Annotated in this window: 25 protein-coding genes and 1 tRNA gene; 12 read left to right on the top strand and 14 right to left on the bottom strand. The window is 55.4% G+C overall.

Going from position 1 to position 26260, the window contains the following annotated elements; genetic code table 11:
* Positions 1-5 precede the first annotated feature (5 nt).
* Complete coding sequence (gene phhA / locus TH3_RS18345; protein WP_007091697.1) at positions 6-896, bottom strand: phenylalanine 4-monooxygenase; 891 nt, start codon at positions 894-896, stop codon at positions 6-8.
* 142 nt (positions 897-1038) lie between these two features.
* Here phhA and TH3_RS18340 point away from each other — a divergent pair, with 142 nt between their 5' ends.
* From TH3_RS18340 to TH3_RS18330, 3 genes are all read left to right on the top strand, one after another.
* Positions 1039-1524: an Lrp/AsnC family transcriptional regulator gene (locus TH3_RS18340; RefSeq protein ID WP_007091696.1), complete on the top strand. Its 486-nt coding sequence runs from the start codon at positions 1039-1041 to the stop codon at positions 1522-1524.
* A gap of 127 nt (positions 1525-1651) precedes the next feature.
* Positions 1652-2674 carry an asparaginase gene (locus tag TH3_RS18335; protein WP_007091695.1) on the top strand — a complete coding sequence of 341 codons (1023 nt, stop codon included), beginning with the start codon at positions 1652-1654 and terminating at the stop codon, positions 2672-2674.
* A 12-nt stretch (positions 2675-2686) separates the two neighbouring features.
* Entirely contained in the window at positions 2687-3007 is a 321-nt protein-coding gene (locus TH3_RS18330) for a YnfA family protein (protein WP_007091694.1), read from the top strand.
* On the opposite strand, the gene TH3_RS18325 is transcribed toward TH3_RS18330, so the two are convergent.
* Genes TH3_RS18325 through TH3_RS18315 form a run of 3 tightly spaced genes read right to left on the bottom strand, consistent with a single transcriptional unit; the run spans position 2985 to position 6858 of the window.
* Positions 2985-4415: a two-component system sensor histidine kinase NtrB gene (locus tag TH3_RS18325; protein ID WP_007091693.1), complete on the bottom strand. Its 1431-nt coding sequence runs from the start codon at positions 4413-4415 to the stop codon at positions 2985-2987. The two genes, TH3_RS18330 and TH3_RS18325, sit on opposite strands and share 23 nt — an antisense overlap.
* A gap of 16 nt (positions 4416-4431) precedes the next feature.
* Positions 4432-5625 carry an HD domain-containing phosphohydrolase gene (locus TH3_RS18320; protein WP_007091692.1) on the bottom strand — a complete coding sequence of 398 codons (1194 nt, stop codon included), beginning with the start codon at positions 5623-5625 and terminating at the stop codon, positions 4432-4434.
* A 12-nt stretch (positions 5626-5637) separates the two neighbouring features.
* Entirely contained in the window at positions 5638-6858 is a 1221-nt protein-coding gene (locus tag TH3_RS18315; protein ID WP_007091691.1) for a response regulator, read from the bottom strand.
* Between the two features lie 367 nt (positions 6859-7225).
* Here TH3_RS18315 and TH3_RS18310 point away from each other — a divergent pair, with 367 nt between their 5' ends.
* Positions 7226-8497, top strand: a complete 1272-nt coding sequence (locus TH3_RS18310; protein WP_007091690.1) for a pentapeptide repeat-containing protein — start codon at positions 7226-7228, stop codon at positions 8495-8497.
* 81 nt (positions 8498-8578) lie between these two features.
* Here the strand turns inward: TH3_RS18310 and argJ are convergent, their stop codons facing one another.
* The 4 genes from argJ to TH3_RS18290 all read right to left on the bottom strand — a co-directional run bounded on the left by argJ (position 8579) and on the right by TH3_RS18290 (position 13330).
* Positions 8579-9808: a bifunctional glutamate N-acetyltransferase/amino-acid acetyltransferase ArgJ gene (gene argJ, locus TH3_RS18305; protein ID WP_007091689.1), complete on the bottom strand. Its 1230-nt coding sequence runs from the start codon at positions 9806-9808 to the stop codon at positions 8579-8581.
* Between the two features lie 146 nt (positions 9809-9954).
* Positions 9955-10809 carry a peptidylprolyl isomerase gene (locus tag TH3_RS18300; protein ID WP_007091688.1) on the bottom strand — a complete coding sequence of 285 codons (855 nt, stop codon included), beginning with the start codon at positions 10807-10809 and terminating at the stop codon, positions 9955-9957.
* A 227-nt stretch (positions 10810-11036) separates the two neighbouring features.
* Positions 11037-12149: a hypothetical protein gene (locus TH3_RS22505; RefSeq protein ID WP_007091687.1), complete on the bottom strand. Its 1113-nt coding sequence runs from the start codon at positions 12147-12149 to the stop codon at positions 11037-11039.
* A gap of 77 nt (positions 12150-12226) precedes the next feature.
* A complete protein-coding gene (locus TH3_RS18290) occupies positions 12227-13330 on the bottom strand; it encodes a hypothetical protein (RefSeq protein ID WP_007091686.1) in 1104 nt (367 codons plus the stop codon).
* Positions 13331-13630: 300 nt separating this feature from the next.
* Between TH3_RS18290 and secA the strand changes: the two genes are divergently transcribed.
* Entirely contained in the window at positions 13631-16342 is a 2712-nt protein-coding gene (gene secA, locus TH3_RS18285) for a preprotein translocase subunit SecA (protein ID WP_007091685.1), read from the top strand.
* A gap of 77 nt (positions 16343-16419) precedes the next feature.
* On the opposite strand, the gene TH3_RS18280 is transcribed toward secA, so the two are convergent.
* Entirely contained in the window at positions 16420-17295 is an 876-nt protein-coding gene (locus TH3_RS18280) for an alpha/beta hydrolase (protein WP_007091684.1), read from the bottom strand.
* A gap of 219 nt (positions 17296-17514) precedes the next feature.
* Between TH3_RS18280 and mutT the strand changes: the two genes are divergently transcribed.
* The 3 genes from mutT (at position 17515) to TH3_RS18265 (ending at position 19200) form a co-directional block, all read left to right on the top strand.
* Positions 17515-17946 (top strand): 8-oxo-dGTP diphosphatase MutT, encoded by a 432-nt coding sequence (gene mutT / locus TH3_RS18275; RefSeq protein WP_007091683.1) that lies wholly within the window; start codon positions 17515-17517, stop codon positions 17944-17946.
* A 59-nt stretch (positions 17947-18005) separates the two neighbouring features.
* Positions 18006-18767: a competence/damage-inducible protein A gene (locus tag TH3_RS18270; RefSeq protein ID WP_007091682.1), complete on the top strand. Its 762-nt coding sequence runs from the start codon at positions 18006-18008 to the stop codon at positions 18765-18767.
* Between the two features lie 82 nt (positions 18768-18849).
* Positions 18850-19200, top strand: a complete 351-nt coding sequence (locus TH3_RS18265; RefSeq protein WP_007091681.1) for a hypothetical protein — start codon at positions 18850-18852, stop codon at positions 19198-19200.
* A gap of 7 nt (positions 19201-19207) precedes the next feature.
* On the opposite strand, the gene TH3_RS18260 is transcribed toward TH3_RS18265, so the two are convergent.
* The 3 genes from TH3_RS18260 to TH3_RS18250 all read right to left on the bottom strand — a co-directional run bounded on the left by TH3_RS18260 (position 19208) and on the right by TH3_RS18250 (position 21694).
* Positions 19208-19459: a hypothetical protein gene (locus TH3_RS18260; protein ID WP_007091680.1), complete on the bottom strand. Its 252-nt coding sequence runs from the start codon at positions 19457-19459 to the stop codon at positions 19208-19210.
* A 28-nt stretch (positions 19460-19487) separates the two neighbouring features.
* Positions 19488-20195, bottom strand: coding sequence for a 5,6-dimethylbenzimidazole synthase (gene bluB / locus TH3_RS18255; protein WP_007091679.1), 708 nt, complete (start codon positions 20193-20195; stop codon positions 19488-19490).
* A 101-nt stretch (positions 20196-20296) separates the two neighbouring features.
* Positions 20297-21694, bottom strand: a complete 1398-nt coding sequence (locus TH3_RS18250) for a hypothetical protein (protein WP_233421798.1) — start codon at positions 21692-21694, stop codon at positions 20297-20299.
* Between the two features lie 238 nt (positions 21695-21932).
* Here TH3_RS18250 and TH3_RS18245 point away from each other — a divergent pair.
* The 3 genes from TH3_RS18245 to TH3_RS18235 all read left to right on the top strand — a co-directional run bounded on the left by TH3_RS18245 (position 21933) and on the right by TH3_RS18235 (position 23112).
* A tRNA-Leu gene (locus tag TH3_RS18245) sits at positions 21933-22021 on the top strand.
* Between the two features lie 376 nt (positions 22022-22397).
* On the top strand, positions 22398-22790 hold the full coding sequence (locus TH3_RS18240; RefSeq protein ID WP_007091677.1) for a hypothetical protein: 393 nt from the start codon (positions 22398-22400) through the stop codon (positions 22788-22790).
* Positions 22791-22836: 46 nt separating this feature from the next.
* Complete coding sequence (locus TH3_RS18235; RefSeq protein WP_007091676.1) at positions 22837-23112, top strand: DUF3572 domain-containing protein; 276 nt, start codon at positions 22837-22839, stop codon at positions 23110-23112.
* 29 nt (positions 23113-23141) lie between these two features.
* On the opposite strand, the gene TH3_RS18230 is transcribed toward TH3_RS18235, so the two are convergent.
* Positions 23142-23678 carry a GNAT family N-acetyltransferase gene (locus TH3_RS18230; protein ID WP_007091675.1) on the bottom strand — a complete coding sequence of 179 codons (537 nt, stop codon included), beginning with the start codon at positions 23676-23678 and terminating at the stop codon, positions 23142-23144.
* Between the two features lie 38 nt (positions 23679-23716).
* Positions 23717-24547 (bottom strand): undecaprenyl-diphosphate phosphatase, encoded by an 831-nt coding sequence (locus tag TH3_RS18225; RefSeq protein ID WP_037987449.1) that lies wholly within the window; start codon positions 24545-24547, stop codon positions 23717-23719.
* Between the two features lie 265 nt (positions 24548-24812).
* Here TH3_RS18225 and TH3_RS18220 point away from each other — a divergent pair, with 265 nt between their 5' ends.
* Positions 24813-26243: an NAD(P)-dependent oxidoreductase gene (locus TH3_RS18220; RefSeq protein WP_007091673.1), complete on the top strand. Its 1431-nt coding sequence runs from the start codon at positions 24813-24815 to the stop codon at positions 26241-26243.
* Positions 26244-26260: the final 17 nt, after the last annotated feature.

Raw genomic sequence — 26260 nt, 5'->3', positions numbered from 1 at the left:
CCATCTCAGGCGTGGCGAAGCTGCGCCGGATCACCTGATGGCATGGTGATCGTGTGGTTTTCGTCCCCGTGGACATGATAAAGCTGATCACCGGCAAGTGTGACCGACGGATCAATGGTCGGACGTTGGGCAAGGCGGTCATAGAGTGCCGCAAAATCGGCATCCATCGCATCGAAAAGCTGCTGATAGTCGGTCAGCACGAAATAGGTTTTCTGGAAATCGTCAATCGCATAGTCGGTTGCCATCACCCGTTCGAGGTCAAACGCCACCCGGTTGGGGGTTGGATCGGTGACGGAATAGATGGTTTCCGTTTGCGATGACAGCATGCCCGCCCCATAGGCGCGCAATCCATGGTCGGTCATGATCAGGCCGAACTCGACCATGTACCAGTACATCCGGGCGAGTTTCTTGAGCCCGCCTTTGGCAATGGCTTCGGGGCCCTTGGCACCATAGGCCGCCAGATAATCGGCAAAGACCGGGGCATAAAGCATCGGCACATGACCAAAGAAGTCATGGAAGATGTCGGGTTCGACGAGATAGTCGATCTCCTCCGGCTTGCGCAGCCAGACGGTCACCGGAAAACGCCGGTTGGCGAGATGATCGAAAAACACATCATCGGGCACCAGCCCCGGCACCGCGACAAGGTGCCAGCCAGTGGCGGCATGGAGCTTCTCACTGACCCGGCCGAAATGCGGAATGCCATCGGCGGCATCAAGTTTTTCAAGATTGCGGATATAGTCCGGGGCGGCATAGCCCGGCAGGATCGCCTTCTGACGGGCATAAAGTTTGCGCCAAAGGTCATGTTCGGCCTCAGAATAGGATGCCCAGTCCTGGGCCACGGTGTAGTCATCATTGATGTGGCTGTAATCGCCGCGCAGATTTTTGTTCTGGTCCATAGCGGTCCTCGTTTGCTCCCTGATGAGACTTTCTGCATGGACTATTTTACATCAATTCAAATGTCATTTTCGCGCGATATAGGGATCAAAATGCGTTATGGTTGATCAAATATGACCGTATAAACCATTTTGAGGGCGAAAAATGACCGATGTGCTGTTAAGCCCGACCGACATCAAAATCCTGCAAATCCTTCAGCGCGACGCATCGATCAGCAATGTGCAGCTGGCCGAAAAGGTCGGCATGTCGCCTTCACCCTGCCTGCGCCGGGTCAAGCAGCTTGAGGCATCGGGCATCATTCGCCAGACGGTGGCGTTGCTGGACCGCAGGAAGGCCGGGCTTGGCGTGCTGGCAACCATTCAGGTCCGCCTGCAACGCCACACCGAAGAAGGGGCGGAGGATTTTGCCAAGGCGATGAACGACCTGCCGCAGATCATGTCCTGCTGGGCGATGACCGGGCGGCAGGATTTCCTTCTGGTGGCGTTGGCGCGCGATATTGAAAGCTTTGGGGATTTCGTGACGCACAAGCTGCTCTCGATGCCCAATGTGCGTGATGTGCAGTCAAGCCTTGTGCTCAAGGAATACAAAAACCAGACGGCCATCCCGGTTGGTCATCTGGCGGGCGGGTGATCGTTTTGATCGCGCTGCACTGCGTCACGGGTGATGCTTGCTTTTGGTTGGTGATTTCGGGCATAGGTTTGATCCTGTTCTGAATGCGCCAGGTCTTTGAATGTGCCCAGTCATGGAGAGCCCCAAGATGTCTGCCAATTCTGCCAACCAGATTGCTGCCAATCCGATCCTTGTCGAAGCCACCCGTGGCGAAATGGTCGAAAGTTTCCATCGCGGGCGGTATGTCGTGATGAAGGCCGATGGCACGGTGGTTGCCGAGGGCGGGGATATCGACGCGCTGATGTATCCGCGATCCGCGATCAAGCCGTTGCTGGCGATCCCGCTGGTTGAAAGCGGGGCGGCGGATGCGTTCGGGCTTGAGGATAAGCATATTGCACTGGCCTGTTCGTCGCATAATGGCGAGGAAGAACATGCCCGGACGGTGGCGGCGTGGCTTGAGAAAATCGGGTTGTCGGTCGATACGCTGGAATGCGCGCCGCATTATTCGTTAAGCCTGAATGCGGCGATCAAGCAGGCGTCTGATCATGTGAAGCTTTCAAAGGCGCATAACAATTGTTCGGGCAAGCATTCGGGGTTCCTGACGACCGCGCAGTATCTGGGCGATGATCCGCAAGGGTATATCGAGGAAGCCCATCCGGTTCAGCAGCGCCTGATCCGGGTTCTGGAGGAAATGGGCGATTGCGATCTGTCGTCCACGCCACGTGGCATTGATGGATGCGGCATTCCGGTGATCGGGATGCGGTTGCGTGACCTTGGCCTTGCGATGGCGCGGATGGCCGATCCGAGCGGATTGGCACCGAAACGTATTGAGGCGATCAAACGTATTCGCAAGGGATGTGCGCAAGCCCCGTTCATGGTGGCGGGCACCGGGCGTTTTTGCACCGGGATCATGGAAGTGTGCGGCGAGGATGCGCTGGTCAAGGTTGGGGCGGAAGGCGTTTATTGCGCAGCATTCCCCAAACAGGGTCTTGGCGTTGCGCTTAAGATCGATGATGGCACCCAGCGCGGGGCCGAGGTCGCAATGGGCGCGATCCTGCGCCAGCATGGCGTGATTGATGATGCCCGCGCCGAAACACTTAAAAATTATCTGACGCCGGTTCTGACCAACTGGGCGGGCAAATATGCCGGGGATCTGCGACCCGCATTCTGATTTGGGGGAAAGATGCACAGCATTGCGGCCTATGCCGGTGCAGCAATTGCCGAAATCGCCGGATGCTTTGCGTTCTGGGCGTGGCTGCGGCTTGGCAAATCCGCATTCTGGATCGTGCCGGGCATTTTATCGCTGATTGTGTTTGCCTGGGCGTTGACCAGGGTTGAAAGCGATTTTGCCGGGCGGGCCTATGCGGCCTATGGCGGGGTTTACATCGCGGCGTCGTTGGGCTGGTTATGGCTGATTGAGGGTAAAATGCCCGATAGATGGGACATGACCGGGGTTGCGGTCTGTCTGGTCGGGGCGGGGATCATTTTGTTCGCACCGCGTTAACCGGTTTTTTGACCGTATCGGCTTTGCCTGTTCGATCCTCGGCCGGGAGCAGGACATGGAAGGTTGTGCCCTTGCCCATTTCGGTTTCAAACCAGATGCGCCCGCCATGCTTGACCTGCACGATGTCGTGGGTGATGGCAAGGCCCTGACCGGTGCCCTTGCCGACTTCCTTGGTGGTGAAGAACGGGTTGAAGATTTTGGATCGGTTTTCCTTGGCGATGCCCGTGCCGTTATCGGAAATACTGATCAGGACACTGTCATCGAGGAAGGTGGTTTTGATCCTGATCTCGCCTTCTTCGGGCGTGCGTCCGGCGGCGTCAATCGCCTGGGCGGCATTCACGAGCAGGTTGAGGAAGACCTGATTGATTTCGTTGATGTGGCACGGGATATGCGGCAGTTCCGGTTCGTAATTTTCGACGAGCTGCGCGTAATGTTTCCATTCGTTACGCGAAATCACGGTGACGTTTGACAGGACGCGATTGATATCGGTCGCGGTTTTTTCCGCCCCGCCCGGATGGGAAAATTCCTTCATCGACAGCACAATGCGGGCCACCTGATTGATGCCGTCAAGGGATTGCTGGGTGGCGTGCGGGATTTCATCAAGCAGGAATTCCAGATCGGCATCGCGCATTTTGCGGGCAAAATTATTGAAGGTGTTTTCAGGCAACCGGTCGCGATTCTGCCACAGCGTTTGCAAGGCCAGCCCCAGAATGCGCGACAGCGCCCCATAGCCGTCATTGAGGAATTTCAGGTTGTCGCGGATATACTGGCTGGGCGTATTGATTTCATGGGCAATGCCCCCGGCAAGATGACCGATGGCTTCGAGTTTCAAGGCTTCGCGCAATTCACCTTCGAGCTTTTGATGCGATTCTTCGGCCTGTTTGCGGCGCGTGATATCGCGGAAAATGTAAAGGTAGCTCATTTCGCCGGTGAAATTGGCGGGGCTTACGGTGATTTCCATCGGAAAGGTATCGCCATCAAGGCGCTGTCCCATGGTTTCGGTATAATCATAGCGTAGTGTGCCGCTGCTGATATTGATGCAACGGTTGAGTAATTTGTGACGCACGGTCGATTTTCGATCGACAAACAATGCATCAACCGACCGGCCCAGCATATCGGACATTGTGCCCCGCATCAGATTGAGTGCGGACTCGTTGCAATCGCAAATCATCCCGGCACCATCAATGACCAGAATGCCTTCGACAACGCTGTTGAGGATGGTTTTAAGCCGCTGATTTGACTCGGTTTCGCGTTTCTTCTGTTCGTTCAGAAGAGCATGAATCTGCTTCAGGGCTTCGGGGCTGACATCAAGTTGATCAATCGCGTCGAGCAAGTCGTCGGTACCCGCCGAATCGCTGGTCGGGTGGATGACCTTGAGGTTTTCGTCATTGTGGTGTGTGTCGTTCATACCGGCTTTCCGTGTTTCAACCGTTTTGCGAAGGTTTCATGCCGCCACGACGAATGCGGATCGGTTCATGGAATTTGTGGATCTGTTGAAACACGCGCAGGCGCTGCAACTGGACCTCGGAAACGTGGTTGCCGTGGGTCAGCAGCACATGACCATCGACGGTTTCGATATCGGTCATCAGGAAGTCGTGCACACGCAGCGATTTCAGCAAGATATCCTGTTCGCGGCCCTTGGGATGGATATCGACATCGTAAGAGTCGTCAACTATTGCCAGCAGGTCGGAAATCTGACCGAAAAGTTCCGGATCGTAGCGATGCGGGTGTTCTTTCAATTCATCGAAATTCTGGGCCAGTGGCATGTCGCTGGTGCTGATTTCGGCAAGGTCATTGAGGATACGCAGCACGCGCGCGCCAAGAGGAATATCCGTACCCTTCGGACTGTTGTCGGTGGGGAAGCCCGTCCCGTCAAAATTGCGGAACTGAAGATAGACGATTTCGCCGATATGGTTCAAACGCGGGATATTGGAAATCAGTCGTTTTCCGACCTCTGGCGTGCGTTTCAAAAGGTCGCGTTCAAGCGGTTGCAGAACCTTGCCCATGGCCAGACGCGCCAGCGTTTCAGGTGGTAGCGAGACCAGGCCAATCGGCGCAAGAAGGGCGGCCAGACCAAGTTCCCACGGCTGGGGATAGCCAATATCGCGCGCAATCATGTCGCACCATGATTTCACCCGCATGGACCGGCCGAATATCAGGGGATTAAGCTGGGCCAGAACATCGGTCAGAACCTTGACGCTGCCTGCCAGTGTCTGTTCCAGAAGATCGCGTTCCGCCGTGATCAGATGATATTGGCGGATGGCATCGTTGATCCCCTGTTCCAGCACCTCGTCATCGCAGGGTTTGCTGAAAAACCGGAAAATATGGCCGCGATTGATGGCCTCGACGGCGGTGTGCTGGTCGGCATTGCCGGTCAGCATCATGCGAACCGTATCGGGACTGACGCGCCCGATTTCGGTCAGAAGTTTCACACCGTCCATGCCGGGCATCCGCATATCGGCGATGCAGACGGCAAAGGGACCGTCTTCCATCAGGATACGTAGGGCTTCCTGCCCGCCAATGGCGATTTCAAAATCGTATTTGTGGCGCATCTTGCGTTGCAGGGCATGCAGCAGGTTTTTGTCGTCATCAACGAAAAGGACTTTGCTTTTTTCCATGGCCACGGATCTTTACTGGGTCAGGGTTTTGTATTTGTCGGCGACAACGCGCGCGATCATGCGCCATTCGTCAAGCTGGTCAGCTTTGCCGATGGTTTTCAGATATTCCATGTCGATATGGCTTTCGACCTGTTTGCCGGTTTCTTCGGCGGCAACCTGCCGGGTGAGGTCCTGTGCGACATAAATTGCGGTAAGGACGTTCATTTCGCGATGCGGGGTATCCATCGGGCGGTGGTGATAGGCAACGGCCTGTACCACGGGTGCCGGGAAGCCCCATAAACCCAGAAGATAGGCGCCTATTTCCGGATGACCGGCGCCGAACTGCTCGATTTCGGCCTGTTCGATGGGGATATGTTCCTGTTCGACCCGATCAATCACCTTGGCCATTTCGGCATTGCGGTTGGCATAAAGGATCAGGCTGCCGACGTGGCTGAGCATGCCGGTCGAGGGAACAGCGTGGCAGATGGCGCGCGGCAGTTTTTCATATTCGGCAATCAGGGCGGCGGTGACGCCGATCTGCTGGCTGCGATGGCAGAGGCGCAGCAATTTGTCGGCTTCGCTTTTGGGGCCATCAAATCCGCGGAAAATGCCAACAAAAAGGGCCAGTGCTTTTAGCGTCTCGGTCCCGATCATGCGTACGGCATGGGAGACGGAACTGATTTTCTGGGCGATGGCGAAATAGGCGGAGTTGGTCAGTTTCAGGACTTCGGCGGTCAGGGCGATATCGGATGAAACGATCCGGGTGATCTGATCCTGGGATATTTTCGGGTCTTCGAGTGCCTTGACCAGCCGAAGGTAAGTATCGGGCGGGGAACTGAGTGTGTCGATGCTGGCAACGAGGGACCGCAATTCCGGTCGGGTCAGCAGACTGCGCAAATCAAGCGCGTTTTCGATGGTTTCGATCAGCACCAGGTCTTCGCACGGTTTGGCAAGATATTGATGGGCTGGCCCGACGGTTCGCAGAACGGCCTCTTCCTCGGCGAAGCCCGAAAGGATGATGCGGGTGGCGTGTGGATGGGATTTTTGCAGGGTGCTCAGCAACGTTGCGCCATCCATACCTGGCATCCGCATATCCGATACGACCACATCGAATTCTTCGTGACTTGCAAGTTCAATGGCGGCAGCCGCACTGGTGGCAAAAACCATGTGCCAGTCCGGACGCATGCCGCGCAACCGCCGCCGCAGGCCGTTCAGGATGTTTTCGTCATCATCAACGAACAGGATATTATTCATAAAATAGGTCCATGCCACGAGAACTGACTATGAATTTGGTGATTTTGTCCGCCAGATCAAAGGTCTCGATCACATTTAAATAAAATTGCAGGAAAAGACATTCTGCACGTTCAGGATGTGATGGCGCATTTCGGCGGCGGGCCGCGAGTCGTGCACAGGCGATACAGGGTCGATCAATGCCGCATCGAACAGGCCCCGGGCGAGCATAATTGTTTTACAATTTATGTTGGCTGGTTGTTGGAAAGCGCCCGGCAAATTCCAAGATGTCATATAGTGTCAGAAAATAACGGGCCCGGCCCGGCTATACTAATTTTGTAACGTTGCATTTTGCGGTTGGGGCAGGTTGCTAGGGGATTGATTCTATCACATGGTGTCACGACCGGAGCTGATCGAGGCGATCAAAAAGCATCAGCGATATGTTTTAAAGCAGCCCGGTGGCAAGCGCATGCAGCTTCGCAACGGGAACCTTTCGCGTATCAAAATGAGCAAGATCAGCCTTGAAGACGCCATCCTGCCCGGAGCAAACTTCATCCAGGCCGTGATCAAGGATGTCAGTTTCAATTTCTGTGACCTGTTTGGAACCAACTTTGTCGAAGCCGATCTTGAAGGATCAAGCTTTGAGCGGGCCGATTTGCGCGGGGCGAATATGGCGCGGGCCAAGTTGCGAAACGCCAGTCTCAAGGCGGCCGACCTTCGGTCCGGAGTGATGATCGTGATGGATGCCGGGCGGGAACGCCGGGTCAAACGGGCCACCGATCTTGGCAATGCCGACATGGCAGGGTCGATGATGGCGGGGGCCAATCTTTCGGAAGCCAATATGTCGGGTTCCAGCCTGGTGGATGCCGACCTGAGTGATGCAAACATGTTTGCCGTCAATCTTGCCGGGGCGGATTTAACGGGCTGCAATCTTTCGGGGGCGAAGATGAAGAACGCCAACCTCAAGGGGGCGAAGCTTCATAATGCAGTTCTGGCCGGTACCGATTTAAGCGGAGCGAACCTTCGCAATGTCGATCTGAACGGTGTCGATCTTTCGCAGGCCAATACCGCCAACAGCCTTGGCAGCAAGGCAGTGGCCCCTTTGCCCGAAGATATTCGCGATCTGGTCAATGCACATAGCGAATGGCTTTCGACCGGTGGACGACAGGGCAAGCCGTTGGATGCGACCGGGCGTGACCTTTCGGGGATGGATTTTTCGGGCCTGGATCTTTCGGCGGCATGTTTTGAAAATTGCGTTTTACGCGGTGCGTTGTTCGTCGACACCATTCTTGCCATGGCATCACTGCGGCGGGCAGACCTTAAACTGGCGAAATTCAATAGTGCGATATTAAACGGTGTGCGGTTGAACGGAGCCAACTGCCAGAAGGCGATATTCCAGGGCGCGCGGTTTGGTGCCGTTGAACAACGTGATGGCAATGGGCAAAAAACAGGTGTGATCTGGTATGCCGATCTGAGCGGTGCGGATTTTTCCAAGGCCGATATGCGCAATGCCAGTTTCAGCCAGCCAAAGATGGCGGAAGTCAAAATGGTGCGCGCCAATATTTCCGGCGTTGCATTTGGTGAAACGGACCTGAGCAGTGTGGATTTTGCCGGAGCCAATGTAGCCGCGGCCCTGAATGGGCGTTTGCCCGATCACGCCTGATTTTGAAGGTCGGGGGTATCTGTAAAAAATCCGCCTTTCGGGTGAAAGGCGGATTTGATCTTTTGGGGTCTGGCAAGCTGATCAGCTGCGGTAATCCGCATTGATCGAGATATAGCCATGTGTCAGATCGCAGGTCCAGACGGTGGCCGTGCCATCGCCAAAGCCAAGATCGACATCGATATCGATATACTGGCCCTTGATGTGGGCTGCGACCGGGGCTTCGTCATAATCGGCGACGCGTTCGCCGTTTTTCGCCAGAATAATACCACCGATGGAAACGGTCAGTTTGTTCGGGTCGGCCTGCACGCCGCATTTGCCAACCGCCATGACGATGCGGCCCCAGTTGGCGTCTTCACCGGCAATCGCGGTTTTGACCAGCGGAGAGTTCGCAATCGCCTTGGCGGTGATTTTGGCTTCTGCTTCGCTGATGGCGCCGGTGACATTGACGGTGATGAATTTCGACGCCCCTTCGCCGTCGCGCACGACCTGATGGGCAAGATCACGCATGACGTCTTCAAGCGCGGTTTTGAAACCGGCCAGTGCCGGATCATCAATGCCGGTGACGGCAGCATTACCGGCCTTGCCGGTTGCCGCCAGAAGGACGGTATCGGATGTCGAGGTATCGCTATCGACCGTGATCGCATTGAACGACCGGTTGGTGCAATCGGCAAGCAGGGATTGCAGCACGGCATGGGGCACGGCGGCATCGGTAAAGATGAAGCCAAGCATGGTGGCCATGTTGGGTTCGATCATGCCTGAACCCTTGGCAAAACCGGCAATGCTGACCTTGGCACCGTGGATGGTGGCGGTGGCCGATGCGCCCTTGGGGAAGGTGTCGGTGGTCATGATCGCCTTGGCGGCATCAAGCCAGCCAGCGTCATTTGCCAGAAGATCGGGCAGGGCATCGGTGATGCGGTTTGCGGTGGTCGGCTCGCCGATGACACCGGTGGAGGCGGTGAAAATCTCGGTCTTGTCGCAGCCCAGCGCCTTTGCGGCGGCTTCGACCTTGTCTGCGACGAATTTTTCGCCCGCCTTGCCGGTGAAGGCAACCGAGTTACCGGCATTGACAAAGAATGCCCGACCGGTGCCGCCTTTAAGCGCCTCGCGTCCCCAGCGAACAGCGGCCGATGCCGTGGTCGAGGTGGTGAAGACCCCCGCAACCTGTGTGCCCGGTTCGAGTTCGGCCAGAAGGACATCGGGGCGGCCCTTGTAGCGGATACCAAGGGTCACGGTATGCAGTTTGACACCGGGAATTGCCGGAAGATCGGGGAAGCCGGCCGGGGCCAGCGGAGAAAGCGACGTCGCAACCATCTGTTCAATTTCCTTCGTTGAACGTAACCCTGCCATTAATCCAAAGGTAGCGCATTTGGCACGGGTGGATGACAAAAAAACGGGGCGATGCCGGACGGCTCACCCCGTTTTGGATCTCAGCTTTGAAACCGGTTAAGCCGTGGGGCTTAGTTTTTCGGGGTTTCTGCGCTGTCGTCTGTGGCCGGGGTTTCGGTGTTGTTCACCACCTCGGCATCAGATCGAAGTTCTTCAATCAGGTCCTGAACGGCCTGCTGGGTGACTTCTGCTTCCATCTGCTGACGGATTTCTTCCAGGGTCGGCTGGACGCCGTCTTTTTTCTCTTCAACTAGGATCACGTGCCAGCCGAACTGGGTCTGAACCGGTTCCTTGCTGTATGTGCCCGGCTCCATCGCGAAGGCGGCTTCGGCGAACGGTGCGACCATGTCGCCCTTGTTGAAGAAGCCAAGATCACCACCATTGGGACCGGACGGGCCGGTTGATTTTTCTTTGGCGAGTTCGACGAAATCGGCACCGTCATCGAGCTCGGCAATCACGGCTTTGGCGTCGTCTTCGTTTTCCAGAAGGATGTGACGCGCGTGAACCTGCGGCTCTGGCTCGTTGGTTTTGATGAATTCGTCGTAATGGGCTTTGATCGCGTCGTCGGTGACTTTCTCGGCGATTGCGCGCTCAAGATAGGTTTCGGCAACGAGGCGGCGCTCAAGGGCGGCGAGCTGATTCTTGACCTCTTCATCGTCGGCAAGACCCGCATCCTGACCGGCAAGCATCAGCAGGCGCTGATTGATTTCGCGGTCGACAAGCATCGGCTTGAGCATTTCAAACGGGAGCTGGCGATACTGTTGGGGCAGGCCCTGTTGTGTCGCGCGCACTTCGGATTCCAGGATTTCCTCGCCATTGACGGTTGCAAGAACCTGGTCTTCGGCCGGTGCAGCGTCCTGTGCCATAACCGGGCTTGCAAACATGACGGTCGCAAGTGACGCAGCGAGTAGGGTTTTGCGCAGCATATTTTCTCCAGACTTTTCATTTAAGGGGGATTTTTCCCCATGCCTCACCCCACGGATAAATCACATCCGCTCGTGACACACAAGGGTTCCCCTCGGATGTCACGGTTTTTTCAAAGCAATCTGGCTAAAATGTGAAATGCTGATGTAGTGCGGAAAATATAATGGCGCGGGCAAGGGGGATTTCGCGCCCTTGCCCAACGGTTTCTGCCAGAATCCAGAAATAGCCGTCAGGCGCGAACGTCAAAAAAGACTTCGCCGACGGTGCCGGTGGTGCCGTCATCGCGCTCAAATTGTGATTTGGCAACCAGATCACCACCGATCAGACGCTGATCAAGCGGGGTGATCATTGTCAGCGAAATCGATTTGATGCCTTCGTTTTCAAGCGAGCTTTGGCTGCCATCAGCACGCAGCAGGACCAAAGAGGAAAAGACCTTGTCCTTGCTGTCGATCACGCCATCATTGTTGTCGTCATATTTGGCGAGTTCGGCAAAGCCGTCCTTGGCACCGTTTTGATCGCCAAACAATTCGGTGCCATCATTGATGATGCCATCATCGTTGCGATCAAGCGCCAGCAAGGCATCATTGCCGTCAACCCATGCGGTCTGATCAACAGTTCCATCGCCATCAATATCGAACTGTTTGTTATCATTGACGTGTGAGGTGGTGATGCCGTCCCCGTCAAGATCAAGGATCAGCGGGTCCACCTGGCCGAATTCGACGCGAAGTTTACTGATTTCGACATTAACCTCGGTGTAGGACCAACTGGCGTTGGTCTCGTCGCCGGAGAACGATAGATGACCTTCGATCTGTGACAGATTGATTTGCACGGTTTGCGATATAACGGCGGTGCCGCTGAAGGTTCCGATCGCGGCGAGCTGGTTTGCCGAGAACGGGACTTTTTGCCCGACGAGCGCCCGGATATAATCCTGAAAGCCGGTAAAGGTGACATCCTCGGGGGAGGTGCCTGTCAGTTCCCTTGCCATTGCGCGGGCTTTTTCAGGCGGGATTCCCAACATCGCAAACAAAATCAGCGCGTCGGTTTGGATTTTGTCCATAACCTCGTCATATGATATTTCGCTGAGGCGCAGGAAATCGGGCATTTTGCTCCAGGGTGGGGAAGTTACCTCGGTTGCCTGCTTGGTCAGTTTCTGAAGGCGTTTGGATGCTTCGAGACTGATATCGATATTATCGACAATGCGACGCAGACGGCTGATGTCTTCGTCGACATCGACCGTGGGATCATCGTTGGCGGTTTTATTAGCCATTTTTCCCGACAGGCCAAGATCGCGATGCGCAGACCGGTCGGCGCGGGGACGTGAAAAATCGGAATGTTCAAACATTTGGTCGCCTCCTTCCTGAAGGCATTTTGACGAAATGCTGTGGGATCGGGGATTGCCCCCCGATCCAGCATTTACGATTAAGCCAGAACGTCCTGTTCCTGGCTGGGATCGGCCACGGCGACAGTTTCACCTTTTGGGAATTGGAAGGTTGCACCGTTTTCGTTTTGTCCGAAGATGCCCATCGGCAAGATCATATCAACAGACAGATTAAGCATCTTATTGCCCGATCCATCGGGAGCCGTGGATTGGGAAATGCCGCGGACGATGGCGCCCGCCTGTTCCATGATCTGTGCATTGAGTTTTGCCATGCGGCTTTGGATCAGTTCGGCCATCATGGCGGCGTCATCCGCACCGCTTGCGGCATCGGTTTTTTCGTCTGGTGTTGCGGCCGCGGTTTGCGTGCCGGTGGTGTCGGCCATAAGCTGACGGATGAATTCGGCAACACCGCCGTCATTCATATCGAACATGAGGCCGCCTTTATCCGCACTTGTCGGATTGCCCAGCATATCCACCAGATTGTTGTTTTTAAGACCGTCCATCATGGAGTCAATCGCCCCCATGACGCCAGCGGTGCTATCACCGATGGCGACGGCTTTGGTGGTGACAACTTCGACCTTGGCGGTCTTAAAATCAAACAGGAATTCGCCCGTGGTGCTGTTGATGTTGATGTTCAGGGACTGCACCCCCATCATCGCGGATTCGGAAACCGCAGCACCGGCACCCTTGGACCCAGCATAGGCAATTTCGGTGCGCGAATATTTTGCGACGGCTTGTTGGAAGTTGAAATCAACATTGCCATCGTCAGAGAACATGCCGCGGATGCCTTCGAACAATGCATCGGTGGCGAGCATGGCTTCGCGGCCGTCCATGCCGCTTAGTCTGAACATTTCGATCACGTCATCCTTGATCAGTTCAAGGGCGGCATTGAGTGCGCGTTCAAACAGGTCTTTGGTTGACAGTTCTTCGGTTGCCGCTGATGTCTGCACGGCTTTGTCATCGGATGCTTTGGCCGCAACCGCGTCCGTGGACAAATCAACGGGATCGACGATCTGACGGGAATTTTTGTCGGACTTTGCCGCATTCGGATCAGCTTGCCTGTCCGATGCGTTTACCAACTGACGCGAGTCAGTCTGGGGCGATTGCCCCCTTTGAAAGGGATTTAGCGTGGTGAGATTCACCATTTCCTCCTCCTGAGGTTTTTCCGCAAAGAAATCTGTCGTCTCTTTACGAAAGGTGAGCTACTTGCTCTCAAATTCTGGGTTGAACATGGAATATACGTGTTTTTTATGGTTTGCTCAAGCGCGAAGGACAGGGGGCGAGTACCATTTTTGAGGGCGATGGTTTTCGCTGCTGGACGTGAACATATTAGTGATAATGGTTCGTTCCGTTGACAGATGGCAGACAGGGTTCTATCTGTGATCGGGCCTCGGTATATAGCCGTTGCCCCATAACTGTTTTTTCATTTGTTCAGGAACGTTTTAATGCTCGGCGTAATTGCCCGGAAAATTTTCGGTTCAGCTAACGATCGTGAAGTCAAAGCCCTGCGGGCCACGGTCGAGCAAGTCAATGCCCTGGAACCCGAAGTCGAGAAGCTTAGTGACGACGAACTGCGCGCCCGTACCGATTGGCTGCGCGAACGTCTGTCCAAGGGCGAGACTCTGAAGGATATTCTTCCTGACGCATTTGCCACCGTTCGCGAGGCTGCCAAGCGTGTCCGCGGCGAACGTCATTACGATGTGCAGCTGATGGGCGGCATGGTTCTGACACTTGGCAAGATCGCCGAGATGAAAACCGGTGAAGGTAAAACGCTTGTTTCGACGCTTCCGGTTTATCTGAACGCGATCGAAGGCAAGGGCGTCCATGTTGTGACGGTCAACGATTACCTTGCGCGTCGTGACGCGGAATGGATGGGGCAGGTTTACGGCTTCCTGGGGCTTTCTGTTGGCGTGATCATGCATGGCATGACCGATGACCAGCGGCGTGCGGCCTATGCATGTGATATCACCTATGCGACCAATAACGAGCTGGGCTTTGATTATCTGCGCGATAACATGAAGTTCCGCCTTGAAGACATGGTGCAGCGCCCGTTCAACTTTGCCATTGTCGATGAGGTTGACAGCATCCTGATTGACGAAGCACGGACGCCGCTGATCATTTCCGGCCCGGCCGAAGACAGTTCGGAGTTGTATCGCGCGATTGATGCGCTGATCCCGAAACTGACCGAGGACGATTACGAGAAGGATGAAAAGGCACGTGCCGTCACCCTGACCGAAGATGGCACCGAGAATGCCGAGCAGCTTTTGCAGCAGATGGGCATCCTGACCGAAGGCACGCTTTATGACGTTGCCAACGTGCATCTGGTGCATCACGTCAATCAGGCGCTTAAGGCGCACAAGCTGTTCCAGAAGGATACCGATTACATCGTCAAGGACGACAAGGTCGTGATCATTGACGAATTCACCGGCCGCATGATGGAAGGCCGCCGGTATTCGGACGGTTTGCATCAGGCGCTGGAAGCCAAGGAAAAGGTCAAGATCCAGAACGAAAACCAGACCCTGGCATCGATCACCTTCCAGAACTATTTCCGTCTTTATCCGACCCTTGCGGGCATGACCGGTACGGCAATGACCGAGGCCGAGGAATTCGAGGAAATCTACAATCTTCAGGTTGTCGAAATCCCGACCCATCGCCCGATTGCCCGTAAAGACGCCGATGATGAAATTTATCGGACGGCCAAGGAAAAATGGAACGCGATTGCCGATCTTCTGGAAGATTGCCACAAACGCGGCCAGCCGGCCCTTGTCGGCACGGTGTCGATTGAAAAGTCGGAAATTCTTGGCGCGTTGCTGAAAGAACGAAAAGTCCCGCACGAGGTCCTGAACGCCAAGCAGCATGAACGCGAAGCGTTCATCGTGGCACAGGCCGGTGCGCCGGGCGCGATCACGATTGCCACCAACATGGCCGGTCGTGGTACTGACATCAAGCTTGGTGGCAACGTTGAAATGCGTGCCGAGATCGAGCTTGCCAATATCGAAGACGACGCAAAGCGCGCCGAGGGGATCGAGCGGATCAAGGCCGAGGTCAAAGCCGATCAGCAGAAGGTTCTTGATGCCGGTGGTCTGTTTGTGATCGGTACCGAGCGCCATGAATCGCGCCGCGTTGATAACCAGCTTCGCGGTCGTTCTGGCCGTCAGGGTGACCCGGGGGGATCGAAATTCTTCCTGTCGCTTGAAGATGACCTGATGCGTATTTTCGGGTCCGAGCGCATGGACGGGATGCTTCAGAAGCTTGGCCTTCAGGAAGGCGAGGCGATCTATCATCCGTGGATCAACAAGGCGCTTGAAAAGGCACAGCAGAAGGTCGAGGCGCGTAACTTCGATATTCGTAAGAACGTACTGAAATTCGATGATGTGATGAATGACCAGCGCAAGGTCATTTATGAACAGCGCCGCGATCTGATGCAGGCCAAGAATGTTGCCGAAGATGTGGCGGATATGCGCAGCGAGGTTGTCGAAGACCTTGTGACCAAATACTGCCCGGAAAAGGTTTATCCGGAACAGTGGGAAGCCGCCAGCCTGCATGAAGAATGCACACGTCTGTTCGGTCTTGATCTTCCGGTGGCCGAGTGGGTCAAGGAAGAAGGCATTGATGTCGAAGTCATGCGCCAGCGGATCGAGCAGGCGGTCGAGAGCAAGATGGCGGCCAAGGTTGCCAATTATGGTGCCGATATCATGCGCCAGGTTGAAAAGAGCCTTGTGCTTCAGCTGCTTGATCAGACATGGAAAGAGCATCTTCTCGCCCTTGACCATTTGCGTCAGGGCATCGGGCTTCGTGCTTATGGCCAGCGCGATCCGTTAAACGAGTTCAAGCGCGAGGCGTTCAACCTGTTTGAAGGCATGCTGGTGACATTGCGCGAACGCGTGACCCAGATGCTGTCACATGTTGAATTGCAATCGACACCCCGCCCGGAAGATCTGGAACCGCGCCGCGCGCCGCAGGAAATGCACGAAAATCACCCGGAACCCGAAGCCATGGCAGGTGAGGGTGGTGACAGCGCAACGGTCCATTCGCGGGCTGCATCGGGTAATGTTGATCCGAACGATCCATCGACCTGGGGCCGTGTTGCACGCAATGCCGCCTGCCCGTGTGGATCAGGCAAAAAGTACAAGCATTGCCACGGTCAGCTGGCGTAAGGCTGCCTTAAACGGAACTTGATAGACAAAACGCGCTGTTTACCATCGGCGCGTTTTGTTTTTTTTGGGGGGGCAGATTACGGTTCCGATTTTGAAGGCGCTGGTTTTACGATCCGTGTGTCGAGAAATTCCCCAACAGGGTCCAGTACTGCCCGGTTTTCGGTCAGGACGCTCCCAAGAGCAATCAGAGTTCCGGCGTGGCCGGTGTCCTTGACAATCACGAGTTTCGTATCCGGGGCGAGTTCGGCCAATCGGCGGGAATTGCGGGGATAGACCGTGTGATCGCGGTTGCCGGTGATCAGAAGCATCGGCGGCATGTGGAATAAATCCTGCTCGACCGGCTGGCTTTGGGCGGCGGGGGTATCGCCAAAGGCGATTTGGGTTGCCTTGACGTCGTAGGGATAGAAATCATAGGGGCCGGACAGCCCGATGATCCCGGCAATGTCGTTGGCGGTCATCCCCACGGATGCCAGATAGGATTGATCGGCCACCAGTTGAACCGCGTTATAGGCACCGGCGGAATGACCGGCCAGGATGATTGGACCTGTGGTGATGCGGTCGGGATGGTCATGGCTGTATTGCTTGATGAAGGCGAGGGCTTTTGCGCCGTCCTTGATGAATTCCGGGAAACGGATTTCAGGCACCAGACGATAATCGGGGATGGCGACGGCATAGCCCATTTCGGTAAAGCGTTTGGCGACGAAAGCGTATTTTGCCTTATCGCCCGAATCCCATGATCCGCCATAAAACCAGACGATCAACGGGGCCGGTTTTGTGCGATCAGCAGGCAGATAAAGATCAAGTTTCTGGCGATCCGCATCGCCATATTGCAGATCGGCAAGGGTCGGCTGATAGTCGCCAGCCTGAAGGTGATTGAATGCGGCGAGCTTATCGCAACCGGCGAGAAACAGGGCCGCGATGAGGGCATTTGCCGTCAGTTTGAATACGCGCATTGTCACCGTAAAACAGATATTATTGATTTGATTTTGACTGTTGTACGCGATAGCCCGCTATCGGGTTCTTTTTTATTTCAGGGAAATATGACGCAAAGGATATTGCCGTTTCAACCCGGATCGGGAAGGGGCGGGTATCCGTCAAATGCATCTCTTGGCGAAAGCCGCCATGCAGGATAAAACAATCGCATGACCATTCAAAATCCAGAAAGAGGCTGCATGTCGGTGGACTTGCGGCAGGGAAAAATCCCCGAAAAAACGGTGTTTGTCAGTGCGGTGGCGCTGGTGGATGCCGATCATCGTGTCTTGATCGCACAACGCCCCGAAGGCAAATCCATGGCGGGGCTTTGGGAATTTCCCGGCGGCAAGGTCGAGGCCGGCGAGACGCCGGAAATGGCATTGGTGCGGGAGCTTAAGGAAGAGCTTGGCATTGATATTACCGAAAGCTGTCTGGCACCTTTTACCTTTGCGTCATTTACCTATGATGATTTCCATCTGATGATGCCGCTTTATCTGTGCCGGGTCTGGAAAGGGGAAATCACCCCGATGGAAGGCCAGCAGGTAAAATGGGTGCGCCCGATCCGGTTGGGTGATTATCCGATGCCGCCGGCCGATGTGCCGCTGGTGGCGATGTTGCGCGATTTTCTGTGACGATCCGACCCCTCTTGGCGGTCGTATTTGAATACTGAGTTCAAGTTTGCGAGGTTGTGATGTCTGAAGCGGTTCGGGCCTGTCTGATCATTATCGGCAATGAAATCCTGTCGGGACGGACCCATGACAAGAATCTGCCTTATCTGGCGGAGGAGCTGAACAAGCTTGGAATTCGCCTGGCAGAAACGCGGGTAATTCCCGATATCGAAACCACGATCATCGAGACGGTCAATGAATGCCGGGCAAAGTTCGACTATGTCTTTACCACGGGCGGCATAGGTCCGACCCATGATGATATTACATCGCCCTGTGTGGCGCGTGCGTTCGGGGTCGAGATCGAACTGAACCCGCAAGCGCATGAATTGCTGAAAAGCCATTATGAGAACCCTGCCGACCTGAACGAGGCGCGGCTGCGCATGGCGCATATTCCGGTGGGGGCGGAGCTGATTGATAACCCGGTTTCCAAGGCACCAGGGTTCCGGATGGAAAATGTCTATGTCATGGCCGGTGTGCCGATGATCATGCAGGCGATGTTCCAGGGGATCAAACATCAGCTGACCGGCGGGCGACCAATGGTATCGCGATCGGTTGGCGGTTATATCCCGGAAGGCGCGATTGCCAAGGTGCTGGGCGAGATCCAGCATGATTTCCCCGATACCGATATCGGGTCCTATCCGTTCCTGCGCGAAGGGAAGCTGGGCACGACGCTTGTGGTGCGGGGCGAAGAGGCCAAGGATGTTGACCTTGCATCAGAGCGCATTCGCGCGGTGATCATTGAGCTGGGCCGCGAGATTATCGAAGATAGTGGTGCCGTTTCGTAACGTGCGGATTGCAATTGATCATTTTGGCGGGGCTATCATTGCGGCTATGACAATCGTTTGAGGGTGCGTTGGAGGGACCGGTATGACAGGTGACCCGAAGGAAACGGATGAAATTCGCAACAGCCGGGCTGCGCGCGAAGCCCGGTCGATTGTCAAATTCATGATTGAACATACCGCCTATGGCGGGTTCGGCGCGCTGGTTTTTGGTGCCTTGGTGCTGTTTTTTGATATTGGCGGGATTTACAGCCTTGCCATGGCATCACGCGATGCGCCGATCTTTATCATGTTGCTGTTTTTCGGGTTGTTCATCACGTTTGGCGGCATCAGTCTTGGCATCGGGATCATGAATCTGGGCGGTTTTTCCGATAACGACCGTTATGAGGACGAACGCAAAAGCCACCGGAATGACCGCAATGACGGCAGGGGCGAATAAAAAGGCTCTAGGGCCGATCTGCACCACTGCGCGCGCGCAGGATTTTGCCGATGATCATGCCGCCAATCCAGAATGCCAGCGGAACGACAAAGATATAATCAAACATCGGGTGCGTGGTATCGCCCCCGGAAATCGCCAGAATGTAGCCGACCCATGCCGCAGTCAGCAGATAGCCCATGATCTTGAAATAGTGACCGTTCGGCAGGCTTTTCTTGGCGGGTTGTTCGGGATTGGTCGGTTGGCCTTTGTCGGCGGACATCGGGGTTTCCTTTGGTGATCGAATTTGGTTAGCGTTCAAGCGTCAGGGCAGCCGGATCGATGCGATCCTGCCAGCCTTCGCGGACGAGTTCGGGAACGACGTGGTCTTCTTCGGGATAGCCGATGCACAGATAGGCGATCAGACGCCAGTGCGACGGAACGTCTAGCGTTTTGAGAACGGTTTCGGGTTCAAGGATCGAAACCCAGCCGACCCCGATGCCCTTGACGCGCGCGGCCAGCCACAAAAGCTGTACGGCGGCGACGGCGGAATAATCGAGCATTTCGGGCATGGTTTTGCGGCCCAGTCCCATGCCAGCCTCGGTTTCCTCGTCGGCGAAAACGGCGAGCTGTATGGGGGCCTGATCCATGCCCTGCAATTTCAGCGACGCATAAAGTCTGGCACGTTCGCCGTGATAGTCGTTAAGCGCCTGCTGATTGGCGCGTTCGAAACTGTCGCGGATGGTTTTGCGGCGGTCGGGATCGTTGACCTTTACAAAGCGCCATGGCTGACAGTTGCCAACAGATGGCGCAAGGCAGGCTTCCTTGATCAGGTCGTCAATATCGTCCCCGGGGATCGGATCGGTGCGAAAACGCCGCACGTCACGCCGCCATAACAACAGATCGATGAACTGTTTTTGAAAGGTGCGATCAAACACCGGCGGGGTCAGTGTATCTGTCGCGGTGGGCGCGTTGGGCGCGTCGGACGTATCGGGCGCATCGCGATCGGATCGGGTCATGGCGCGAACCTGCTGGTCTTGGCGGTTTCAATTCTTTGTGCACCCTAACCGCACAGCACTATTACGCCAAGACACAAGATGGGGGCGCGCATGGGAAAGCATCAGAAATCGAAATGGATTGTCATCAGCCCTGACAGGTTGTTGTGTTCGGTCGCAAAGGTCAGTTTGCGCTGTACTTCGAGACTCATCTGGCCGGGAATGCCACCCCAGTCATGGGTGATGCCGCCGCCCAGCTGTGAATAGGTACTGGTATTTTCACTTGTCACATAGGGGCTTAGAATACCGTAGCCATAGGGGAGTTCGGAACTGAGGCTGAGTTCCGAGCGAACACCTTCCAAGGGATCGGTATTGGGGGCAAATTCGCGGAATCCTTCGAGTGATAAACCGAAATTCCACGGGTCATAGGCATATTCGCTTCCGGCAAAGTAGCGGCGATTGGTGGATCGACCGTATCCCTGGTTCATCAGGGTGATGGTTTGATCCTGTCCGGCGAAGGGCACAAGGCGATGATCACCCAGCACGAGGTTGTAGCGGGCCTCGGCGGTGCTGTCGAAAAGCTGGGTCAGGGCTGTTCGGGCGGGGATCAGTGACCCGTCGGCACCGCGTGCGCTTTCAAATTCTTCGCGGGCGGTGATGATGTCGCCATCAAGGCTTACGGTGACGGGCAGGAAACCAAGGTCGTATTCGGTGCCAAAACCGATCGAGCTTGATAGTGTCGAACTTTCAAGATTTTCGGCGTAACTGAGATCATTCGGGCCGCCATCAATGGCGGACTGGGTGATGGTACTTGTGCCCATCCCCACACTGCCACGAATGTTAAGCCATTCGGTCATGCGCGACACGAAATAGGGGGAAAAGGTCACGTTGTTTTCCCGATACAGTACCTGACGGGCGGCGGCCTCGCTAAGCGTGCTGCCCCAGCCAACGCCAAGCCCGATGATCAGGCTGTCATCCACCAGATAATCGACCCCGGTATCGATTGAAATGACGTCGCCGCTGAGGTTCGGGTTATAGCCGGTCTCGGTAACCCTGTTTTCGATGTCGGTCTGGCTGCCATGGACCCAAAGGCTGATCGGGGAGGCACCGCGGCGGGTCTGGTTGGGGAAGGTGCCATTTGCGGTATCGAAATCCAGTTTCTTGGCGATGGATGCCAGTGCCGAGCGCCCGCCAAAGGTTTCAATCGTGGTCGCATTCCCGGTGCCAAGCGCAAGGGCATTGGGCGGCTGTTCGGGCGCGGGAACAGAATCGTCAAGAAACAGGGGCCCGATGGTGCTGCCCAGCAGGTCATTTTCCATCTTGTCATACAGGCGGTCGATATGGCGTTGCTGGTTGGCGGCGCGGTTCAGTGTTTCGCTGCGCAAAATCGGGGCGTCGGGGCGACCGGAGCCGTCATCTTCGGCATTGGCATTCGGGACGATTTCGTGACGCAGCAAAAGGCCAAGCATGGCAAGTGCCAGACATGCTGAGATAGCCAGTGAAATGTATCTGCGCCTCTTCACGGTCAACCGGTACGCCTGTTTGATTCCGATGGGATCCTTGCAACCGTGTCGCAGAAAAATGGGGGTAATATGGTGAAAGACAGGCAATTCTGTCGCAATGCCGCATTCGCTTTTGTGCGATGGCATCGGATTTCGGCTTTTACGGATTGATAAAATCAGGCATTCCGGTATTGCGCCGTTTTTAAAGCCGCGCTAGAACCCTGTTCTGCCGGTTGGACACCAACCTTGTAAGCGCTTTGCGGGCGTGGCGAAATTGGTATACGCAGCGGACTTAAAATCCGCCGGTCCTTAAAGACCTTGCCGGTTCAAGTCCGGCCGCCCGCACCATATCCCCCAGTCACGATTGTTTGATCACCGTTTTTGGCGCGGAATTGCGCCATCAAATTACCTGTTTTGCAGATTAGGGATCAGGAACAAACGTAAGATGCATACGTTTGACCGGGACGAATGTCCCTAGCAACAGGAGAAAATGATGATCCATCTTCTTGCATTTGGCGTGATTGCAATTACCGCAATGGTTGTTGCCTGAGCCTGGACATTTCCAACCGTCTGGTTTCTGCCGTGATCTTTTTCCTGCAATCCATTGCGGGACATAAAGTGCTGTGTGATCGTCATCATGGCGTTTCTGATTTACCGGATATAAATCAGAAACGCTTATGACCGATGACATGGCCTGAAAACGGGCAGCTTTCGGAGTGGTTGGGTGAACGATATCGATAGTGAAGACGAAGGCCCGCGCAAGAAAGAGCGGTTCGGCAAATATGTCGTACCCGAGGAGCGCGCGAACAATATCGTCAAGCTGCTTGACGAGTTCCTGCGCAAAGGTCCGCGCAAGGGCCTTAAATATTCCCGCTGGCAACAGATTGCCTGGTACGAGATTGTTGACGAACTCAAACGCGCCGAAGCCGCCCAGAAAAATCAGGATAGCCTTACAAAATCGGCATTCCTCGCACTTGCTGTCGGGTTTGGTACTATCGGGTTCTGGGGGCTTGTCGTGTTGCTTGGGCAGAATTTCGGTATGATCGGCACGGTTCTGATCGTGATTGCCGGGCTGGTTGTCTGGCGTGCGTTGGCCAAGGCCAAGTGGTTCAGCTAGTACTTTTGGTCAACAAACAGGTCTTGCGGCAAAGGGCAGATGGACGATGAACAAGGAAGCAGCAGAAACGCTTGCCATTCGGGCAATCGCGCATATTGTAGGTGATGACGAGTTGCTGGAGGGGCTTTTTGCGCAAACCGGTATGGGGCTTGATGACCTGAAAGCCGGGATTACCAGCAATGAAGTCCAACTGGGTGCGATTGACTTTTTAATGTCGCATGAGCCGTTTTTAATGCGTTTTGCCGAAGATAGCGGTTATGCACCGGAAGACCCGGCGCGCGCGCAAGTCATCCTTTCGGGTGGGCCGATCTGGCAGGATTGATGCCTTCCGGTCGTGTTGTCGGACCGGATTCATATCATCACGACGGGGGCCGGGCCGATATCGGGCATCGGATCTGTTTTCATCAATCCAAAGATGACCGAATCCCGAATGCCGATATGGGTGTTCCAGGTCCCGCGAAGCAGACCTTCGCGGGTAAAGCTCAGTTTTTCAAATACCCGGATTGATGCAATGTTATCCGGATCGATATCGGCAAAAACGCGACGTGCGCTTGTCGTTTCAAACAGATATCCAACTGCATGGGACAGGGCACGGGCGGCATGGTTTTGCCCGCGTGCCGCAGGGGAAATCATGCAGGCAGCTTCCCACACGTCAGGATCATCGCCGGTATTATAAAGGGCGATGCGGCCAAGGGCTGGGCCATCCGGCGACGCGGCGACCACCCATGACGTCTTTTCAAAGCCGCTGTTCCAGTGTTTGAGCTTTGCAATGGTATCCGTGACCGATGCAAAGGCCGGTTCGGGAAGCCATGTGCAGCATTCCAGATCACCAAAAATGGCGTGGAGTGCCGCACCGTCAGCAACAGGATCAAGCGGACTCAGAAACATTCGGGTTGGCATCGTCAATCACATGGTCAGTTGCGGTTTTACCCAAGGAACGGGATCGGACCGCCGCCATAGCCATAGATCCACACCAGCAAACCGCCGCCCAGAAGGATGCGATAGATTGCGAACGGTGTGAAGGTGGAGCGTTTAAGCCAGCTCATCAGCATGGCAATGGCAATCAGGGCGGTAATGAAGGACAGGCCCGCCGCGAGAAGGACATCCATGGTCAGGGCCATGTCACCGGACTGTTGCAGGTCAATACCGGCCAGAAGACCCGCGCCCAGAATAACCGGAATCGACAGCAGCATGGAAAACTGTGCGGCATCGGCGCGTTCATAGCCCATCAGGCGTGCGGCCGTCATGGTGATGCCCGAACGGCTGGTGCCGGGAATAAGGGCAATGACCTGTGCAAGGCCGATGAACAGCGCCCCGCCCCAACGCATATGTTCAAGCCGGTTGATCGTCATGCCGATCTTGTCGGCAATCCAAAGCACGATGCCAAATACAAGTGTGGTCCAAGCAATGATTTCGACCGAGCGCATCTGTTCTTCGATTCCGGAGACCTTCAGATAGAATCCGACCGCTACAACCGGGATGGTGGCAAGGATGATGTGCAGGGCGAGTCGGGCCCCGGGGTTGATCCGACCGGACAAAAGGAAGAAGAATCCGCCGATCATCGCGAAAACATCGCGCCAGAAATAGATCAGGACGGCGGCCAGTGTACCGACATGAACGGCAACATCTACCAACAAACCCTGATCTGCGGCCCCTGTCAGGGCGGGGGTCAGGATCAGGTGACCCGATGAACTGATGGGCAGGAATTCCGTGATCCCCTGGATGACCGCCAGAAGAATTATATGTTGTAACGTCACCCCGGCCTCGATCGCTGTTATCGGCAAAAACTCACCGCTTATAGCAGCTTAGCGCAAACAGACGAAATGCATTAATAGTACCATTGTGGTACTAATGAAACTTTCTTTCAGCGCTTTAAATCCCGAAATTCCCGATGTCCTGATTTTATTTGGGGATATAATGGTCAGTAATGTTGACCTATCGTGCATTTTGTGCTGGATTCTTGCAAAACCGGCGCGTATACAAAAGCCAACCCGCAACATAAAACCCTTTTAGAGGGCCGCTATGACAGAAAAGATGCTGAAGTTTGTTCATCTTGAACAAAAATATCCGCACAAGAGAGAAGCATCCGAGCGTCGCACGGACTTCAATGAAATTTACGAAGGTTTCGAGACAGAAGCCGCGGCGGATCAGTCTGCGCGCTGCTCGCAATGTGGCGTGCCGTTCTGTCAGGCCCATTGTCCTTTGTATAATAACATCCCGGACTGGCTGCGCCTGACGACCGAAGGTCGCATGGAAGAAGCCTATGCCATTTCGGCGGCCACCAACAACATGCCCGAAGTGACCGGCCGCATCTGCCCGCAGGATCGCCTGTGCGAAGGCAATTGCGTGATCGAACAGTCAACGCACGGTGCAGTCACGATTGGGTCGGTCGAGAAATACATTACCGATACCGCCTTTGCGAATGGCTGGGTCAAGGCACCCAAGCCGACGCAGGAAAACGGCATGTCGGTCGGGATCATCGGTGGTGGTCCGGCAGGCATGGCGGCGGCGGAACAACTGCGCCTTAAAGGATATGAAGTCCATATCTATGACCGCTATGACCGCATGGGCGGGTTGCTGGTTTACGGGATTCCGGGTTTCAAGCTTGAAAAACATATCGTTGAACGCCGGGTGAAGCTGCTTGAAGAAGGTGGTGTCGTCATGCACACCGAATTCGAGGTTGGCCGCGACGCGACGCTTGATGAACTGCGCCGCAAACATGACAGCGTTCTGATCGCTACGGGTGTTTACAAGTCCCGCGATCTGAAGCTGCCCGGTGTTGGTCTTGGCAATATCTATCCAGCACTTGAATATCTGACCACGTCGAACCGCATCGGCCTTGGCGACACGGTTGCCGCCTATGACGATGGCACGCTGAATGCCAAAGACAAAAACGTTGTGGTTATTGGCGGTGGCGATACGGCCATGGACTGTGTTCGTACCGCGATCCGTCAGGGTGCGAAGTCGGTCAAATGTCTTTATCGCCGTGACCGTGCGAATATGCCGGGATCCCAGCGCGAAGTGGCCAATGCCGAGGAAGAAGGCGTTGAGTTTGTCTGGCTGACCAACCCGGAAGCCTTTGTTGGCGACGACAAGGTGACCGGTGTGCGTGCGGTCAAGATGCGCCTTGGTGCCCCGGATGCCGGTGGCCGCCAGAGCCCGGAACTGATCGAAGGTTCGAACTACACCATGGATGCCGACATGGTCATTCTGGCACTTGGTTTTGAGCCGGAAGACCTGCCGACCCTGTTTGATGCGCCGGAACTCGGTGTGTCGCGCTGGGGCACGGTTAAAATCGATTTCCGTTCGATGATGACCAATCTGGATGGCGTTTTTGCCGCCGGTGATATTGCGCGCGGTGCGTCGCTGGTGGTTTGGGCCATCCGTGACGGTCGCGATGCGGCTGACCGGATCGATGAATATCTGCTGGCGCGCAAAGAAGCTGCTGCTTAAGCCCGCTGCCGCATTAG

The organism is Thalassospira xiamenensis M-5 = DSM 17429 (assembly GCF_000300235.2).
GTDB lineage: Bacteria > Pseudomonadota > Alphaproteobacteria > Rhodospirillales > Thalassospiraceae > Thalassospira > Thalassospira xiamenensis.
This window is presented reverse-complemented; position numbering and strand designations above follow the sequence as displayed.

Bases quoted from the DNA above. Each gene is read 5' to 3' on its own strand.
- phhA (WP_007091697.1), bottom strand. From the start codon at position 896: ATGGACCAGAACAAAAATCTGCGCGGCGATTACAGCCACATCAATGAT.
- TH3_RS18340 (WP_007091696.1), top strand. From the start codon at position 1,039: ATGACCGATGTGCTGTTAAGCCCGACCGACATCAAAATCCTGCAAATC.
- TH3_RS18335 (WP_007091695.1), top strand. From the start codon at position 1,652: ATGTCTGCCAATTCTGCCAACCAGATTGCTGCCAATCCGATCCTTGTC.
- TH3_RS18330 (WP_007091694.1), top strand. From the start codon at position 2,687: ATGCACAGCATTGCGGCCTATGCCGGTGCAGCAATTGCCGAAATCGCC.
- TH3_RS18325 (WP_007091693.1), bottom strand. From the start codon at position 4,415: ATGAACGACACACACCACAATGACGAAAACCTCAAGGTCATCCACCCG.
- TH3_RS18320 (WP_007091692.1), bottom strand. From the start codon at position 5,625: ATGGAAAAAAGCAAAGTCCTTTTCGTTGATGACGACAAAAACCTGCTG.
- TH3_RS18315 (WP_007091691.1), bottom strand. From the start codon at position 6,858: ATGAATAATATCCTGTTCGTTGATGATGACGAAAACATCCTGAACGGC.
- TH3_RS18310 (WP_007091690.1), top strand. From the start codon at position 7,226: ATGGTGTCACGACCGGAGCTGATCGAGGCGATCAAAAAGCATCAGCGA.
- argJ (WP_007091689.1), bottom strand. From the start codon at position 9,808: ATGGTTGCGACGTCGCTTTCTCCGCTGGCCCCGGCCGGCTTCCCCGAT.
- TH3_RS18300 (WP_007091688.1), bottom strand. From the start codon at position 10,809: ATGCTGCGCAAAACCCTACTCGCTGCGTCACTTGCGACCGTCATGTTT.
- TH3_RS22505 (WP_007091687.1), bottom strand. From the start codon at position 12,149: ATGTTTGAACATTCCGATTTTTCACGTCCCCGCGCCGACCGGTCTGCG.
- TH3_RS18290 (WP_007091686.1), bottom strand. From the start codon at position 13,330: ATGGTGAATCTCACCACGCTAAATCCCTTTCAAAGGGGGCAATCGCCC.
- secA (WP_007091685.1), top strand. From the start codon at position 13,631: ATGCTCGGCGTAATTGCCCGGAAAATTTTCGGTTCAGCTAACGATCGT.
- TH3_RS18280 (WP_007091684.1), bottom strand. From the start codon at position 17,295: ATGCGCGTATTCAAACTGACGGCAAATGCCCTCATCGCGGCCCTGTTT.
- mutT (WP_007091683.1), top strand. From the start codon at position 17,515: ATGTCGGTGGACTTGCGGCAGGGAAAAATCCCCGAAAAAACGGTGTTT.
- TH3_RS18270 (WP_007091682.1), top strand. From the start codon at position 18,006: ATGTCTGAAGCGGTTCGGGCCTGTCTGATCATTATCGGCAATGAAATC.
- TH3_RS18265 (WP_007091681.1), top strand. From the start codon at position 18,850: ATGACAGGTGACCCGAAGGAAACGGATGAAATTCGCAACAGCCGGGCT.
- TH3_RS18260 (WP_007091680.1), bottom strand. From the start codon at position 19,459: ATGTCCGCCGACAAAGGCCAACCGACCAATCCCGAACAACCCGCCAAG.
- bluB (WP_007091679.1), bottom strand. From the start codon at position 20,195: ATGACCCGATCCGATCGCGATGCGCCCGATACGTCCGACGCGCCCAAC.
- TH3_RS18235 (WP_007091676.1), top strand. From the start codon at position 22,837: ATGAACAAGGAAGCAGCAGAAACGCTTGCCATTCGGGCAATCGCGCAT.
- TH3_RS18230 (WP_007091675.1), bottom strand. From the start codon at position 23,678: ATGTTTCTGAGTCCGCTTGATCCTGTTGCTGACGGTGCGGCACTCCAC.
- TH3_RS18220 (WP_007091673.1), top strand. From the start codon at position 24,813: ATGACAGAAAAGATGCTGAAGTTTGTTCATCTTGAACAAAAATATCCG.